General features: G+C 43.6%; 13 protein-coding genes. 4 read left to right on the forward strand and 9 right to left on the reverse strand.

Annotated elements, in window-relative coordinates:
• Positions 1 to 3 precede the first annotated feature (3 nt).
• The 5 genes from QUB63_RS11770 to QUB63_RS11790 form a co-directional block, all read right to left on the reverse strand.
• Complete coding sequence (locus QUB63_RS11770) at positions 4 to 657, reverse strand: type IV pilin-like G/H family protein (protein WP_332945292.1); 654 nt, start codon at positions 655 to 657, stop codon at positions 4 to 6.
• Between the two features lie 4 nt (positions 658 to 661).
• On the reverse strand, positions 662 to 1,723 hold the full coding sequence (gene mtnA, locus QUB63_RS11775; protein WP_332945293.1) for an S-methyl-5-thioribose-1-phosphate isomerase: 1,062 nt from the start codon (positions 1,721 to 1,723) through the stop codon (positions 662 to 664).
• 563 nt (positions 1,724 to 2,286) lie between these two features.
• Positions 2,287 to 2,862 carry a TIGR04376 family protein gene (locus QUB63_RS11780; protein WP_332945294.1) on the reverse strand — a complete coding sequence of 192 codons (576 nt, stop codon included), beginning with the start codon at positions 2,860 to 2,862 and terminating at the stop codon, positions 2,287 to 2,289.
• Positions 2,863 to 3,311: 449 nt separating this feature from the next.
• Positions 3,312 to 4,553 (reverse strand): hypothetical protein, encoded by a 1,242-nt coding sequence (locus QUB63_RS11785; RefSeq protein ID WP_332945295.1) that lies wholly within the window; start codon positions 4,551 to 4,553, stop codon positions 3,312 to 3,314.
• A gap of 1,728 nt (positions 4,554 to 6,281) precedes the next feature.
• Complete coding sequence (locus tag QUB63_RS11790) at positions 6,282 to 6,530, reverse strand: hypothetical protein (RefSeq protein WP_332945296.1); 249 nt, start codon at positions 6,528 to 6,530, stop codon at positions 6,282 to 6,284.
• A 65-nt stretch (positions 6,531 to 6,595) separates the two neighbouring features.
• Here QUB63_RS11790 and QUB63_RS11795 point away from each other — a divergent pair, with 65 nt between their 5' ends.
• Positions 6,596 to 8,599: an MASE1 domain-containing protein gene (locus QUB63_RS11795; protein ID WP_332945297.1), complete on the forward strand. Its 2,004-nt coding sequence runs from the start codon at positions 6,596 to 6,598 to the stop codon at positions 8,597 to 8,599.
• A gap of 8 nt (positions 8,600 to 8,607) precedes the next feature.
• Positions 8,608 to 9,267, forward strand: a complete 660-nt coding sequence (locus tag QUB63_RS11800; RefSeq protein ID WP_332945298.1) for a hypothetical protein — start codon at positions 8,608 to 8,610, stop codon at positions 9,265 to 9,267.
• Positions 9,268 to 9,276: 9 nt separating this feature from the next.
• Here the strand turns inward: QUB63_RS11800 and QUB63_RS11805 are convergent, their stop codons facing one another.
• Positions 9,277 to 9,498, reverse strand: coding sequence for a hypothetical protein (locus QUB63_RS11805; RefSeq protein WP_332945300.1), 222 nt, complete (start codon positions 9,496 to 9,498; stop codon positions 9,277 to 9,279).
• Between the two features lie 83 nt (positions 9,499 to 9,581).
• On the opposite strand from QUB63_RS11805, the gene QUB63_RS11810 reads away from it, so the two are divergent.
• Together QUB63_RS11810 and QUB63_RS11815 are read left to right on the forward strand one after the other, a co-directional pair.
• On the forward strand, positions 9,582 to 11,693 hold the full coding sequence (locus QUB63_RS11810; protein WP_332945302.1) for a DEAD/DEAH box helicase: 2,112 nt from the start codon (positions 9,582 to 9,584) through the stop codon (positions 11,691 to 11,693).
• Between the two features lie 80 nt (positions 11,694 to 11,773).
• A complete protein-coding gene (locus tag QUB63_RS11815) occupies positions 11,774 to 12,433 on the forward strand; it encodes a DUF2290 domain-containing protein (protein ID WP_332945304.1) in 660 nt (219 codons plus the stop codon).
• Between the two features lie 178 nt (positions 12,434 to 12,611).
• Here QUB63_RS11815 and QUB63_RS11820 read toward each other — a convergent pair whose 3' ends face one another.
• The 3 genes from QUB63_RS11820 to QUB63_RS11825 form a co-directional block, all read right to left on the reverse strand.
• Positions 12,612 to 14,531, reverse strand: a complete 1,920-nt coding sequence (locus QUB63_RS11820) for an ABC-F family ATP-binding cassette domain-containing protein (RefSeq protein ID WP_332945305.1) — start codon at positions 14,529 to 14,531, stop codon at positions 12,612 to 12,614.
• Between the two features lie 35 nt (positions 14,532 to 14,566).
• The gene (locus QUB63_RS35030) at positions 14,567 to 14,725 is read right to left on the reverse strand and encodes a hypothetical protein (RefSeq protein WP_442921760.1); all 159 of its coding nucleotides are present in this window, start codon (positions 14,723 to 14,725) and stop codon (positions 14,567 to 14,569) included.
• A 70-nt stretch (positions 14,726 to 14,795) separates the two neighbouring features.
• A complete protein-coding gene (locus QUB63_RS11825) occupies positions 14,796 to 15,956 on the reverse strand; it encodes a transporter substrate-binding domain-containing protein (protein ID WP_332945306.1) in 1,161 nt (386 codons plus the stop codon).
• Between the last annotated feature and the right edge of the window lie 253 nt (positions 15,957 to 16,209).

A 16,209-nucleotide genomic window follows, 5' to 3' on the forward strand; every position in this document is an offset into this window, starting at 1 on the left:
GATTTATTGAGCAATTTTGCCTGTACCCGCAGCGCATTCTAAAACCCCTTTGGTATTAGTTGGATTAGGTGATTTAATCTTGCCAGGAGCAGCATTTAGACATAAGATTGTTTGGGTTTTGTTTGTTACTAAAAAAACTCCACCCACAAAACTTTTGAGATTAGCCTTATTTGATACTGCATAATTAAATACAACTTTGTTTTCCGTATAAATTGAATATGTGTAGTTTGCTGTGTCAGGTTTAATACCGAGACCTAGATTAGAAACAGAACTTGTAAAACCCGTATTGTTTGCATAGTAGGATTGCTGAGCTTTATTCATTGCTGCCACATATTGTTTGGCTGCTGATTCCTGAGCTTTAAAGGTTGGCGGCCACTGAGCCTGAGCGACTGTAGCGAAAAAAACTGATAGAATAAGAGTTGTTATAACAACTTTCATCTGCGGGTTGCGAGAGCTATAAATCATGTTTTTAGGATTGCTTAAAAGTTGATTCCCGGTAGGGACACGGCACTGCCGTGTCCTTACAGATGTCAGGCGTTTCCCTACATATGTCCGGCTTTCTCCTACAGATTTCACGTCAACTTTATCGGTAAACCTACTTTGCAAAAGCGGTATTATTGGCAGCAACAACTCGTGAATTGAGCGGTTGAGTAACATACAATTAAACTAATTGTTTTGCCTGAAACTGTTTCACTTTTCCAGGAGCCACCGTGCCGTGTTCTGTGATAATTCCCGAGATTAATTCCGCCGGAGTTACGTCAAAAGCGGGATTGTAAAATTCTACTCCTTCAGGACAAATTCGGGTAGTTCCAACTTGATACATTTCAACGGGATCGCGTTCTTCAATGGGGATTTTGCTACCGTCTGAAAGTTCAAAATCAATGGTAGACAGAGGAGCGGCCACAAAAAACGGGACGTTGTGAGCTTTGGCAACAATTGCTAAACTGTAAGTGCCAATTTTATTGGCGGCGTCGCCGTTAGCAGCGATTCTGTCTGCACCGACAACTACGGCGTGAATCATGCCGAGTTTCATGCAGTGCGCGGCCATATTGTCGGCGATTAATGTCACGGGAATTCCTTCTTGCACGCATTCCCAAGTTGTGAGTTTTGCACCTTGGAGACGGGGACGAGTTTCGTCTGCAAAAACTCTTCCGAGTCTTCCTTCTCGCCAAGCAGAACGAAATACACCTAATGCTGTACCGTAACCGGCAGTTGCTAATGCACCGGCATTGCAGTGAGTTAGTAAGTTCAATTTTTCGGGTGTAGCCGGCAGAACTTCTAAACCTTTGTCGCCGATATCTTTACAAGTTTGCACGTCTTCTGCTTGAATGGTTTTGGCCATTTCTAACAAGGTTTTTTGCACTTGTTCGACGGAACCGCTAGTTTTCTCGGCAGTTTTGAGCATTCGGGATATTGCCCAAAACAAATTAACTGCTGTGGGACGAGTCGATCGCAATAATTCACCAACTTGTTCTAATTTAGCGAGAAATTCCGCGCGATCGCCCGTTTCGATTTCTCGCGCTCCCAAATACATCCCGTAAGCTGCTGCTACGCCGATCGCCGGAGCGCCTCGGACTATCATAGTTTTAATTGCCTCAGCCATATCTTGAGAGCGGCTAATTTCGACGGCGCTGTATTCTTTCGGCAGTCGGTTTTGGTCAATTAGCAGAACTCGGTCTTCGATCCAGGTGACGGGGGAAACTGGGGAGTTTTGAGCTGTCATCGATTTTAATGATGTGAGGGACAAGTTTCTATGATGCCATGAAGGCGACTATTCCTCTATGTTATGAGGGACGCGCTGGATTTGCCAAAATCCTAGTCCCGCGATTTGAGATTCGAGACAGGAGATTTGAGATTTGCAGCATATTTACGACTGTATGGGTAAAATTTTAACAAAAATTATTGTTAAGGACGGATAGTCTTGATAAGCTGTTGCGCATTTAAAGTGTATATTTCCCTGAACTATTCCCCACGAGCGAGAATCCTCTCCCTCTCCCCTAAATCGATTGAAGAATTGAACAATTGAACAATTGAAGAATTACACATCTTGCACTCATTCGAGAATTATCTGAAAATTATCTGCTATAGGGTGCGTTTATCTGCCATTATCTGCGGTTTCTGTATCAATCAAAGATTTATGCAATTGCTCGTCTATTGAAGAATTGAGTTGATAAGTTGTACTGCATTTAAATTGTATGTTTCTTGAGCCGTATTCTTCTCTCGCTTCTGGCCCTCGAACCTCGCACCCTGGAACATAACAGACAATCTCTAGCTCCCGAGAGCAGCTTATCGGCCTATATTGCGCTTCATGCGATCGAGTTCTTCGTCAGCTTCCCAGCGTTGAAACTTTTGTTCGAGAGGGTCTGCCGCATTAAAACTGTTATAATTTGAACTCTGATTCCAACCCTTGGTATCCCAATTCGGCTCTGTTTTAGTGGTAGTGCGAGTTGCGGCTTCCGCTGCTTTAGCGCGCACTTCTTTTCGCCGCAATTGAATTTGGCGGTACAATTCTTTAGCTTTTTCAATCCGTTCTTTGCAGCCCTGCATTTGTCCCCAGCGCTGGTTTCCCTGACGCAGCAAAGCTGCTTGCCGCTCTTGGGCTGCTTGAGCTAAATCCAGCCTTTGAGCGGCTTTGGCTTTGTTTGCTCGATCGTTCCAGCGTTGAATTTCTTGGGCGGCGGATAGAATTTCTGCTTGCAGTGTTTTCTCTTGTTTCTGGATATCGAGAATCAGCCGCAGCGTGTCTTCTTCTTGTTCCTTGAGTTGTTCTTCTATTGCCTGCAATTCCAGATGGGGGTTGCTGCGCAAAAATTCTTCTAATTTGGTTTCGAGAAAGCGGCTGAAATCGTCAAATAAGCCCATTTTTTTATAATTCCTCAGTCATTAGTCATTGGTCATCAGTCCTCAGTCATTAGTTGTTAGTCATTAGTCATTGGTCATTGGTCATTAGTTGTTAGTCATTGGTCATTGGTCATTAGTTGTTATATTCTGTCCGAGCGAACAACCGCAATCAGATTTGTTCGATCGTGGTTATTTGACCAGGCATAATATTAGTCATTGTCATCCCTCATGAGTTGTTCGTTATTATAGCTGTTTTCACGGCTCGTCAGGTACAGCCTCACAATTACCAATTACCAATTACCGATTACCAAACTCCTAACTAATGACTGATGACCCCTCCCAAAAACGGATACAAGTTTCCGACAGGAGTCGTGGAGAGATCAAAATTTTAGACTTTTGTTCAATCTCCCAGATTCATCTGTAGACTAAATCTAAAATCTCAAATCTAAAATCTAAAATCGACTGACTGATTAGAACTTTTGTCCGACAAAAACCGATCGCACATCTCCACCCTTGCGGATAACAGCTTCTTGATTTTTGATTTCTGCCAGAGTCCAACCGCTAGCGCCGATGCTTTCGCCGACATAAATTCTGCGGGCTACACCGTCTACTTCAAACAAAGCAGCTGATCGATCGCCCAACTCCAAAATCCCCACCAGCGTGTGCGCGGAAATCGGCGCGCTGCTAACGGCCGCTGCCGATTGCTGGGGCGCGGGCGCGGGCGCAGATTGCTCTGCTGCGGGCGCTGGTGCTGGTTCGGTTTCGCGAGCCAAAATCTTCGGCTGGGGAGACTCCGAGGGGGAAGAGGCCGTGGCGGGGGGAGTGCGATTCCCGGCAGCAGCGATCGCACGACCGGAGGCTGAGGCCGCCGGCGAGGAGGAAGCTGTGGCGGTTTGAGGAGCAGCCTGAGCAGCCTGAGCCACTGTCACCTGAGCTGGAGGAGGCGGAGCCACTGTCACCTGAGCGGGGGGAGGGATGACTACGACTTGGGGTGCTGGTGCTCCCGGCTGCGCGGCGGCTTGTTCTAGGGCATCAGCGATGCGGTTGACTGCTGTCGAAAGACCTGCGGTTGCCGGAGGCGCGCCGGAAATTGCAATGCTCGGCAGTGTTTCCGGGGTGGCTGCTCCGGGCACTGGCGCAAGTTGCGGGTTGGCTTGGGGCGCTTTCTTTTGTTCGATCGCTACTAGCGAGCGCTGCACGTATTCGACAAACTGGGTGTCTGGTGCTGTTTTGCCGCTTGCGGCCGGCGTCGGCCCTGCCGTTGGGGCGGGCAACCGCACCAGTCCCGACCTGCTTGCCAGCCACAATCCCATGACTAGCAGCAGCGAGCCACAGGCTGCTCCGAGCAGGATTCTGTCGAACGATTGTTTGGACTGCTGTTTTTTGGTTGTTTCTAGGGCGACTTGGCGGGCGATCGCTTCTACGTCTTTTTCGCCACCTCGCGTCGGCTCTGGCGCCAACTGCGACAAAACTATTTGAGGTACCGAGATCGACTTGAGCGCCACGAATTCTGGCGCCACCGGCTCGGCTGGCAGTCCGCCGCTGCCGTCGAATGCTCGATCGACTCCTTCAAACAGTTCGTCCATCAACCGATCGGCGTAGGACTCTACTGCCACTGCTTCTGCTGGCACGGTTTCGACGGTCGCAACCACCGCGATCGGCTCGGACGATGATGCCAAAGACATCTGTTTGGCGATTACTTTTTGACTCATAGTTTTCTGTTTGCTCCCGCTCCTCGACAACCCTGAGATTTTCAACTTCAGATTTCTACAGGATACTTGCGATCTTGACCAATTCTTGGCTCAGAACAGGTTAATTGTAGCTCACCCATCACACTATTTTTAGTCCTCGGCTAACTTATACCATTTTCGATTTGAGATTTGCGGTTTGAGAGTGGGCATGACTTACCGCATAAGGGTTTGGAGCGCGGGCTTACCGCTGCCTTCTTTTTTAAAGCCGGGATTGCTTTGCCCGATCGACTTTTGTTTTACCTGGTTTCCACCTTTTAGCCCTTCTGTTCTGCTGTCTGTCTTACCTGCTCCGAGCTGACTTTTTATCCACATTTTACGGCTTTTGTCAACCCCCAGACTCCAGGGTTCCCCGAGTCTTTGCCACAAAACTTTACTTTGACTGTCTAGCAAAAAGTAAAGTTTTTCCCGCACTTTCCCCTTTTTTTCCACATTTGACAAGGGTTTCAGATTTTTAGCCGTCTTAACTTTGTTTGTCTCTTTGCTTCAGAGTAATAACAGGCTGCAGATTCTATAACTTTAATAGTACCATAGCTTCATCACAATTCGGTAATTAACCCTCAAACCTTGCAAAATCGTCGGTTAAATAAGAATTATTCCTAATAATTTTTGGGCATTTTTTTTACAACACGATTTGTAATATGAAAAGATAAAAATACTTTAGGTCTAGCTATAATTTTTACTTATAAATGGGGAGTGCGCTCGAACTTTCTCAGAAAATAGCAGCAAACTCTAAATTTACCTGATTGGGCGCCGCAAGAAAATTGTCATTGCTGTAGCTTGACAGAGGATAAAAGCTGAGGGGAATATCCAGCGAAACTTGCGCAGCAGCCCAACGGCTCGATTTTTGTTCATCGAACGATACTCCTGGGAATTAAATGTTTTTTTTAAGAGTCGCGGCCTCCGGATAAGCTAAACAACCCGGTTTCTCGTTTCCCGAATTAAGCCCAAATCAGGCAATGACGTTAAGAAATCGGGTTTCTGCGTTCAAGCTTTTTTAAGTTGGTGCGATCGCCTGAAAGTTAAAATTTTAAATTTCTGATGCTCGATCGCGCTTTTGATTTTTTCCAGGAATTTCTTTTTAACACTTCCAAATTATTTTTATATCACGAAAACACTTTTTTGTCAACAGCCGGAGGGTGCTGTGCGATCGCGAGGATCGTCTGGCGCGCGATCGATGAATCAACTCGCCACCAACAAGCGCCTGATAAGGACCAGTTTCGAGCCAACCAGTAGCGCAATTCTCGGCTCTCTGTTTGATGTCTAGAAATAAGAGCTTCTCGGGTTAAGTTTAGAGTTAAGTTTCAAGTCATTAGTCCACTAAAATTGTTAACTATTGAATGCTTAACCGCCCAGCGCTGCGAGTCGCGCAAGTGTTCCTTTGGGCTCCGTAAAGCAATCTGGCCCAACTTTCTTGGCTTGATGCGCCACCATCTCAAAACTATTTTTGGTGATATATTGGTGTATCGATCGCGCATCTCACGCTTTAACCTAATTCATCAGCAGGAGCGAGCACAAGTACGTAAAGCGTAGCTCTATCTCTATTCAGGAATCGAGCGTCTATATGTTGCATCCCGATATGGATTGTACGCGCACGCGGCGTTCACGAAGCATTCCCGTTCCCCGCAGGGTTCCCGAAGGGTAGGGTAGCTATGCCGTAGCGAATCGCACTTCGACAACACCAACAATTCGTCACAAATCTAAATACTTTGCTGACCGTTCTAATATACCATTTTCACCAGATGCAAAGGAGATCGAGTAACCTGTAAATGAGAATTTTTCATCAAACAGAATACCAAGCATGACACCGCTCAAACTACTGCCAACAGTTTCGCAACTCTCGGCGCTCGCTCGAATCAAATTTGTCAGCACCATCACCGATATACGTAAGTAGATGGCACCTAACGACTCCTTTAAAAAAATATCGCTTTCCCCATCCATTTGAGCGCTATTTGGGATAATAGCCCGAGCCAAAATTTGAAGGTTTTTTTTAGTTATTTGGGATCGTGAAACTATATCCGAAAAAATACCGAGCTTTCCTAGCGCAAAATTTCAGTTTTGCCAACACCTCAAAGTGGTTGGCAATTGTCAGCGCGATCGGCATAATTTACTACGGTGCGAGCAAACTAGGCATGGCAGTAGCTCTGCCGATTCCTCCCGGTAATATTTCAGCCGTTTGGTTTCCTTCCGCGATCGCTTGGATTGCCATGCTTTGGCGAGGCTATAACATTTGGCCAGGAATTTTTATCGCTGATTTTTTAACTGCAATTCCCAACTACTTAGAGGGCACTCACCACCCGTTGATAGCGATAGCTGTCGGCTCAGTCGGCTCTTTGGGAGCCGCAATAGAGGCGGGCTTGGGAAGCAGACCGATCCGGCGATTAATCCCGATTTCTACACCTTTGAGTTCAGCTCAATCCGTACTGAGATTTGTGCTAATTGTTGCTATCTGCACCGGATTAAATGCCACGGCGGGAGTGACAAGCATCTGCTTGGGGGGAATTTCCCAATGGACAAATTACGGGTTTCTTTGGTTGACTTGGTGGACGGGAAATGCAATTAGTATTATAGTATTTTGGCCCCTGCTGCTGGTTTGGCAGCGACTACCCCCGATTCGCTGGTCGCGCCGGAAATGGATTGAAGCCCTGCTGCTTTTGAGCCTGTTGCTGGGCACTGGAAAACTTGCTTTTTGGGATAACTATCCCGTACAATATATGATGCTTCCTTGCCTGTGGTGGGCGACATTTCGGTTTGGACAGCACGGTGCAACTTTTGCCATTGTCTTAGTATCGAGTTTGGCGCTGTGGGGAACGGTGAATGGAACCAGTTCCTTCCTGCGCGCCTCCTTGAACGAGTCATTAATATTGTTGCAAACTTTTATGGGAGTTGTCGCAGTTTCAACCCTGCTTTTATCGGCCATTTTAGTTGAGCGACAACAAGCCGAAATCGGGCTGACAGTTGCCAATGAAACGCTGGAAATGCGAGTTGAAGAACGAACGCTCACTTTGACAGAAACTAATGAAATACTTCAAGTTGAAATTGCCGAACGCCAGCAAGCTGAAATTGCGCTGCGAAAATCTGAAGTTGACAAGACTCAACTAATTACTTCTCTGCAAGAGCAAAAAATGACTTTGGAGCAAACGCTGCAAGATTTGAAAAATGCTCAAGCGCAACTGATTCAAACTGAAAAGATGTCAAGTCTGGGACAATTGGTGGCTGGAGTCGCCCACGAAATTAACAATCCAGTCAGCTTTATTTACGGCAACATCGATCATGCCAGAGAACACTCTCAAGCGCTTTTAAAGTTAATCGAACTGTACCGACAGGAATATACCGATAACAATCCGCAGATTCAACAGTTAACAGAGGAAATTGAGCTGGATTTCCTCAGAGAAGACTTGCCTAAATTGCTGAGTTCCATGAAAATAGGTGCCGATCGCATCCGAGAGATTGTGCTCACGCTGCGGAACTTTTCGCGTCTTGACGAGGCAGATATGAAGGCTGTGAATATTCATGAAGGGATTGACAGCACTCTGATTATTTTGCAAAGCCGGCTCAAGCCCAAAGCCGGCCCCCAGATTCAAATTGTGAAGCAGTACGGCAATTTGCCGGCGGTGGAATGCTACGCAGGCCAGCTCAATCAGGTGTTGATGAATATTCTGAACAATGCCATTGATGCTTTGATTAGTCACGGTCAGGGGAATCAGGGTTTTATGCCGACGATCGCGATCGCCACTGAAACTGTAGACTCCCAATGGGTGAAGATTGCGATTAAGGATAATGGCACCGGCATATCCCCATCAGCCCTGGAACGCATCTTCGACCCGTTTTTCACCACAAAACCCGTCGGACAGGGTACGGGGCTAGGATTGTCGATTAGCTATCAGATTGTTGCAGAAAAACATCGCGGACGTTTGAAATGCGTTTCCGAGCCCTCCAAGGGGACAGAATTTTTGATTGAGCTTCCGGTGAGGCAAAAAGTTCTGGCGGCGCAATTAGAATGCCTGTAGTTGTGCGAATGACTCATGGAAAAGAATTCCTGAAAGGAGAAGTTAAAATTATGTTCGCCAGATGCGGAAGGGTCATGTTGATCGTCGCCGGATTATTGCCTTTAACTATTTTTGCGTCGGCTGCTGAAAGTTCGTCAAGTGGCTTAAGCGATACTCAGCAAGCATCCTTGAGAGCGCTGGGTATCCAAGTTGCTATTCCTACATACGTGCCTAGCGGCTTCCAAGTTGCCAAGGTAGAATTGAAACCTTGTCCGCCTAACTCCAGCCGCAATGCTCGAGGAGTTTGCGGGCGCGCTCCTAATTACACCATTCTTTATCGAAACTCAGCAAATAATTGTTTTGCAATCAACGGCATTGCCGACGGAATTGGTGGCGGAGGGTTTGAGTTTTCCTATCCTGTGCGCACTGAAATTTTAGGCAACATAATTGTGGAGTTTGGCAGGGATGGCTCTCAACTGAGATCTGCCCGCGCTAAATCCGAACAAGTTCCTTCTCCAGAACAATTGAAATTGCCTCAATCAAATCTATATAGTTTTCCGGCAGGTAACGGGCCTTACTATAATGTCAGCGTCGGAGACGGAGAAAGACTCTATGGCTGTAGCAAAAACTCTAGCATCACACCTTTAGAATTGGAAAAGATTCTCAAGTCCCTTGTTTGGTTGAAGTGAGAGAGCTAGTCAAGCAGCTTCGGCATTAGCTGCTGACAATAGCTGCGATTGCCCGTCTGTGGCGGCGGGGTAGGGATTCGAGGTGCGATCGCGCGTGAGGAAGTGACGGAGGGCGATCGCTTGCAACTTGGGTATAACCACAGTATAATAGGTATGTAATAACCAAAGCAAGAACAAGCATGAAGACTGCAATTTAGCTTCCAGATTCAGTGTTTGAGGAGGCAGAAGCACTCGCTAAACAGTTAGGGTTATCGCGCAGTGAACTTTATACAAATGCGTTAAAAGTATATTTACAAAAGGTAAGGTAATATCTCATGGTTAACGTTATCAGAGGCGATGTAGACAAACCAGAGTCATCTAGAAGGCTAGCTGAATTATTTGAGAAAAGAGCCGATATCGATGGCAGCTTATATCTAGGATACCCAATAATCGGAACCTCTCAAGGAGGATATCAAATTGATGCTCTTTTGGTATCCCGAGAACATGGTGTTGTTATTTTCAACATTGTCGAAGGAACTGATACCAGCCTAAACATAGAAGAAGTACAAGATGAGAGCATAAATAAAATTCAATCTAAACTACTTCAACATAAAATTCTCACTCATAAAAGAAAATTAATGGTAGAAGTTGGTGTTGTAACATTTGCACCAGCTTGGAGTAGTAGACCAAATAATATTTTTTGGGAAGATTATCCAATAATAACAAGCGAAGCCGATTTGAGTAAATACTTGAATCAGCAAAAATGGAAATCAAGTGAATATTTTGAAGGCCTTAATTCAGTAATACAAGCTATGACTTCCATCAGAAAAAGGAAGCAGCGCAACTATGTTCTGAAAGAAAATTCTAGGGGTGCAAAACTCCAGAAACTAGAAGAATCCATAGCCAACTTAGACAGAAATCAGAGTCTCGCAGTAATTGAAACAGTCGAAGGTGTACAAAGAATTAGAGGTCTTGCTGGTTCAGGTAAAACCATAGTTTTAGCTTTAAAAGCTGCATATTTACACGCAAAACATCCCGATTGGAATATTGCGATAACTTTTAATAGTCGGTCGCTAAAAAATCAGTTTAAGCAGCTTATTAATACTTTTACTATCGAGCATATAAGCGAAGAGCCAGACTGGGAAAAAGTCAAGATTATTCATGCTTGGGGAAGTCCCTCAATAGACGGAATTTATTATGAATTCTGTAAAAGACATAATATTGAATATAGAGATTTAAATTCAGCAAAAATGATGACCAAATATGGTCAAGAGTTTGATATTGTTTGTGAAGAAGCTCTCACTAAAGTTAAAACTTTTGAGCGGTATTATGATGCTATACTAATTGATGAGGCACAGGATTTTTCTAGACATTTTTTGCGACTTTGTTATGAAATATCGAAAGAACCAAAAAGAATAGTTTATGCTTATGATGAGCTTCAAAATCTCAATAAAAAAACAATGGAATCACCGGAAATCATCTTTGGAGAAGATGCTCACGGCAAACCATGTGTTCAACTTCAGAACAAAGCAGGAGAACCGAAACAAGACATTATTCTGGAAAAATGCTACAGAAATTCTCGTCCAATTCTAACTTCTGCACACGCTTTAGGTTTTGGTATATATAGAAAAGAAGGATTAATCCAGATGTTTGAAAATGCTGGATTATGGAGAGATATTGGTTATGAAGTAGAGGCAGGAAGCCTGGAAGATGGAAAATTTGTTAAGCTTTCTAGGACTAACAATACCAGTCCTAAGTTCCTGGAATCTCATTCACCTATTGAAGACTTAATTATATTAAAATCTTTTGAGAGTAACCAAGCACAACTTGAATGGTTAATCAATGAAATAGAGAGGAATATTAAGGAAGATGAGTTAAAAGGTGACGATATAATGGTTATCCACTCTAATCCACTTACAACTAGACAGGCTGTTGGAGACGCTAGAGCTTTACTATTTGAAAAGGGGATTAACTCTAACCTTGCTGGAGTAACAACTTCACCCGATGATTTTTTTCGTGAAGAAACGATCACTTTTACGAGTATCAATAGAGCTAAAGGAAATGAAGCTGCAATGATATATGTAATCAATGCTCAAGAATGCTTCTCAGGTTCAGAACTTGCCAGAAAAAGGAATATCTTATTTACTGCGATGACAAGAAGCAAAGCTTGGCTAAGAGTATTAGGTTATGGTGAAAATATGAGAGGTTTAGTAGAAGAATTTAATAAAATTAGGGAAAAAGACTTTGTTCTTGAATTCACTTATCCTACAGAAGAAGAACGCCAGAAAATGAATGTTATCAATAGAGAAATAAACCCAAAAGAACGCGGTCTTATAGCTAAGTCACGTAGTAGCCTACAAGACGTACTTGAAGCTCTTGATAAAGGTGCTATCCAAAAAGAAGACTTACCCCAAGATTTAGTAAATCAACTCAAAGACAAGCTTTGATAATTTTGAACATATCCAGCAGCAAATCATCTAAAACTATTGTTTTGCATCAAGTAAAATCTAATTTATGAATAAGTTTAATGACTAGCCATCAAGAGATTTACAGAGAAATTAATGCGATAACTAAACAATTAATATCAATTGGTTTATCAGATAAACAAAATTTTCCTTCCTGTACAGAGACTGGTAAAGGTAGTTATAAACTCGCATATTCTGGGATGCAGGATCTCTCAATAGTCTTGAAAAATGTTGATTACAAAGAGATGTATGAGGAGTTAGATAAAAATAACAACTATAATGTCAAAATGATTGATGGTGCGTTAATTCAGTTGATGTATACTTATGAGAAATTTAATTTAATTTCACATAGATTAGCCTTCTTTCCCTCACCATTTTTAGAAAATTTTCAGAACGAGCCTGAGATTTATGAAAATGACGAAATATATGCAGACATAATAGCAAAAAATATATTGCCAGTACCAATTAGATTTGATTACGATCCCGACAACCATCAGGAATTAGATCACCCGAAATCTCATCTAACTCTGGGACAATTCAAAAATTGTAGAATACCTGTTTGTTCTCCAATAACACCGAGTACATTCATATCTTTTATTCTTCGTAGTTTTTATAACACTGCCTTTAAAAAATTCACAGCTCAACTTACATTTTCCAGCAAGCTTTTTGATCGGACTATAACCCCCGGAGAGAAACAAATATTGCACATAGCTATTGAATGACCCAATAAATTAGCATACTTAACTATAAGTAAGTGGGTACAAATAAACATCAGGTGGGGAGAGGGCGGGTTTTGCAACAGTAAACTCACTTCTAGTATAGAACCTACACTAAACCAGCCCCTACAAGACCCTACAAGATATTATTGTTTTTTCGTGCTGTTCTACTTACACGCCCAAGTTAACCGACTCGTTCGGCCAACTCCAACCACCGCTCAGTCGCAGTATCAATTTCCTGAGTCAATTGAGCCAAACGATCCGATAACTTCTTCACCTCCGCAAACCCGCTCGGAGCATTGTTGTACAAAATCTTCTCAATCTCTTCTTTCTCAGCTTCCATCTGCGGAATTTTAGTCTCTAATTGCTCGTATTCCCGCTTCTCATTGAACGAAACTTTAGTCGATTTGGCCGGATTTTTGGCTTTATAATTGTTAGATTCAGGGGTAGGCTTAACTTTTTCTGGGTCTTTTTGTCCTTTGATTTCCTTGGCTTCTTCGGCTTTTTTGTAGTCCAAATATACCGAGTAATTGCCGGGATACAAGCGCAAATTACCGCCCGGTTCTAAGGCGAACACCATGTCGATCGTGCGATCGAGAAAATAGCGATCGTGCGAAACTACAATTACGCAGCCGTTAAAGTCTTCGAGATAATCCTCCAAAACCGCCAGAGTCTGCACGTCCAGGTCGTTTGTCGGTTCGTCTAGAATCAGCACGTTGGGCGCGCTCATCAGCACCTTCAACAGAAATAAGCGGCGCTTTTCCCCGCCGGAAAGCTTGTTAATCGGTGCATACTGTTGGTTGGGCGGAAACAGAAACTTTTCCAGCATTTGAGAAGCGGTAATGATTTCCCCATCCGCCGTTTGTACCAATTCCGCCACGCTTTTGAGGTATTCAATCACCCGCTGGTCTTCATTGGGTGTCAAATCCTCTGAATGCTGGTCAAAATAACCGATATGAATGGTTGTGCCAATTTCGACAGTACCCGAATCCGGCTGAATGCGTCCGGTAATGATATCCATCAGCGTCGATTTTCCCGCACCGTTGCTACCAATAATGCCAATCCGGTCTTCGGGAGTGAAATTGTAGGTAAAATCTTTAATTAAAGTGCGATCGCCATAGGCTTTACAGATATTCAATAACTCAATCACCTTCTTGCCAATCCGGCGCCCCGCTGTGGCAATTTCGACTTTGCCGTTAACTGTTTTGAACTCCTGGGCGCGCATATCCTTAATGCGGTCGATCCGAGCTTTTTGCTTGGTACTCCGCGCTTTCGGCCCGCGTTTGAGCCATTCCAACTCGCGCCGCAATACTCCGGCGTGTTTGCGCTGAGTGCTGGCGGCGGATTCTTCAGCTAGGGCTTTTTTCTCCAAGTAATAAGCGTAATTTCCTGCATAATTGTAAAGGTCGCCCCGATCGATCTCCAGGATGCGATTGGTCACGCGATCGAGAAAATAGCGATCGTGCGTAATCAGCAGCAGTGCACCGCGATAGCCGTTCAAATAGTTCTGCAACCACTCCACAGACAGCGCGTCCAAGTGGTTTGTCGGTTCGTCCATCAGCAACACGTCTGGTTCCGACAGCAAAGCCGTTGCTAAGGCAATTCGCTTGCGGTAGCCGCCGGACAAGCCGCCAATTTTTGCATGAAAATCCTCAATCCCCAGCTTGGTCAAAATCAATTTCGCCTTGGTTTCCAAATCCCACGCGCCCACCTCATCTATGCGCGCCGACACCGCAGACAGACGCGCCATCAACTTGTCGGTATCGCCTTTGCCGTGAGACAATCGATCGGAAATTTCCTCGTATTCCCGCACCAAAGCCATTTGTTCGCCGCTGTCGGCAAATACTTGCTCTAAAACCGTATGATTTTCGTCTAAATCCGGCTGTTGGGGGAGATAGACTATTTTAGAGCCTGGATTGACCCAGCGATCGCCAGAGTCGATCGACTCCAAACCTGCAATCATTTTCAGCAGCGTGGATTTCCCGGAACCGTTGGTGCCGATGAGTCCGACTTTATCGCCTTCGTCGAGGCTGAAACTGGCATCTGTCAAGAGTTCTTTGATGCCGAAGTCTTTTTTGATCGATCGCAGAGTAAAAATAGTCATGAGTATATAAAGTCATTTACCTAGCTTAGTTTAGCTTAGTTCGATCGAGTCCGGTTGCATGGATATGGTCTGTCGTTCTGATGGTAAGTCATTGTCGGGCGATCGGTGGAAAACCCAGATAGTTGGCTACGCAGCAAGGTAGTGATTTTAGGGCGATCGATTCCAATGCGTTTTGCTACTTCTATCTGAGTCAATCGATAAATGCACTAAAACAGCCGATTTTTGTGAGCAAATGATTGAAAATTAACGACTATCAAACAGCGGTTAGTACCCTGAAATAATCAGCGGTATAACCCACACCAAAAACCCATTAACAAGTATAAATATAATTAATAAACTTACTACTATTGCTGAGATTAATCTAATTCGTTTCCGCAGATTTTCTGGCAAATTTGAACTCGAAAATTCAATTAGTAACTCCCAAAAGAATGGCACAAATATTACCCATATATAATCTTTAGAAAAACGCCATGATTTTTGCAAATAAGTCCAAAACAAACTATAGGGTATTGTTTCAAAGTCTTTTAATGTTTGCTTATAGCTGGACAATTTAGACTTATTTAAAGTATTGTTGATCGCATTTAGTAGATCGTCGGAAAACGGCAGATCTTTATTAACTGCCATACCATATTTTTCTGTTGGTTCGCTAGTTAAATATGCGCTTTTTAATGAGCTATTTGGGTAGATAGTGTATCCATAATTTTCGTAGGGTTCTCTAGATGGTTGTCCTGGTTGATTAACTCCCTTTTTGAGGAAAGTCCACACAATAAGTGCATCACTAGCAAATGCCTCTACTTTATTGGCTTTAAGAGCATTTAAAGCTTCACGACCACTTTCATAATAAACAACGTTTTTTTGATTGATATTGTCTAGACTCTGCAATACTCCTATTGTAGTAGATTCTTTAACCACGCCAATTTTAATCTCGTTTAGCAACAGAATTCCTGAATTCAACTCCTCAGCCAATTTTTCGGTCAATATAAGCTTCACACCAGTGTCATAAAAACTATTTGAAAATGCAATACCTTGACCTGTTTTAAGATTCTTAGATGATATTGAATTTGGACCACATTCAATATCAACTTCTCTTTTTCTCAAGCCATCATATCTAGGCTTAACAGTTCCTAAATGTTGATTCAGAATAGAAACGTATTTAACTTCGATTTGTTGACCCTTACTAGCTAACTCCTGCTTTAACTCCTGACCAAAAATTCCACATAAGCCACCAGGTTGCTTTGTAGTTAGCCCTCTACTTACATTATTGCCAATTGGGTAAGCAGAAGTCCTGACTCCTATTCTTATGGTATTATTCGGTAACTGAATTTGCGAAAAAACCGGAACACTAATCAAAACACAAGCAAGACACACTACAGCTAAAACTGCCCCAAGCTTTAAAGATTGCACAACAGCAATTGAAGAATCCACAACACTAGAAATTCTACGTCTCATGTGACTCGTGAGATGTAATCTGGTCATAAAAATATGTCCTATAAAAAAGTAAGTTTTACTTAGATGACCTGTATTTAATTTGGTAAAGCCTCAGTCGTAGCAAGACACGTTTTCCAGGAGAGGAAATAGACAAATTTGACGTTGTTGATAGAGCGCATTATGCTTGCGGACTGATATCTAACGGCTTTTTACTCGTCCTCAGTAGTTATTCAACTACTCTTACAACTGG

The sequence above is a fragment of the Microcoleus sp. ARI1-B5 genome (assembly GCF_036705795.1).
In the GTDB taxonomy this organism is placed as follows: Bacteria; Cyanobacteriota; Cyanobacteriia; order Cyanobacteriales; family Microcoleaceae; genus Microcoleus.

Excerpts from the sequence above, each read along its gene's own strand:
- QUB63_RS11770 (WP_332945292.1), bottom strand. The coding sequence starts at position 657 with ATGTTACTCAACCGCTCAATTCACGAGTTGTTGCTGCCAATAATACCG.
- mtnA (WP_332945293.1), bottom strand. The coding sequence starts at position 1,723 with ATGACAGCTCAAAACTCCCCAGTTTCCCCCGTCACCTGGATCGAAGAC.
- QUB63_RS11780 (WP_332945294.1), bottom strand. The coding sequence starts at position 2,862 with ATGGGCTTATTTGACGATTTCAGCCGCTTTCTCGAAACCAAATTAGAA.
- QUB63_RS11785 (WP_332945295.1), bottom strand. The coding sequence starts at position 4,553 with ATGAGTCAAAAAGTAATCGCCAAACAGATGTCTTTGGCATCATCGTCC.
- QUB63_RS11790 (WP_332945296.1), bottom strand. The coding sequence starts at position 6,530 with ATGGATGGGGAAAGCGATATTTTTTTAAAGGAGTCGTTAGGTGCCATC.
- QUB63_RS11800 (WP_332945298.1), top strand. The coding sequence starts at position 8,608 with ATGACTCATGGAAAAGAATTCCTGAAAGGAGAAGTTAAAATTATGTTC.
- QUB63_RS11810 (WP_332945302.1), top strand. The coding sequence starts at position 9,582 with ATGGTTAACGTTATCAGAGGCGATGTAGACAAACCAGAGTCATCTAGA.
- QUB63_RS11815 (WP_332945304.1), top strand. The coding sequence starts at position 11,774 with ATGACTAGCCATCAAGAGATTTACAGAGAAATTAATGCGATAACTAAA.
- QUB63_RS11820 (WP_332945305.1), bottom strand. The coding sequence starts at position 14,531 with ATGACTATTTTTACTCTGCGATCGATCAAAAAAGACTTCGGCATCAAA.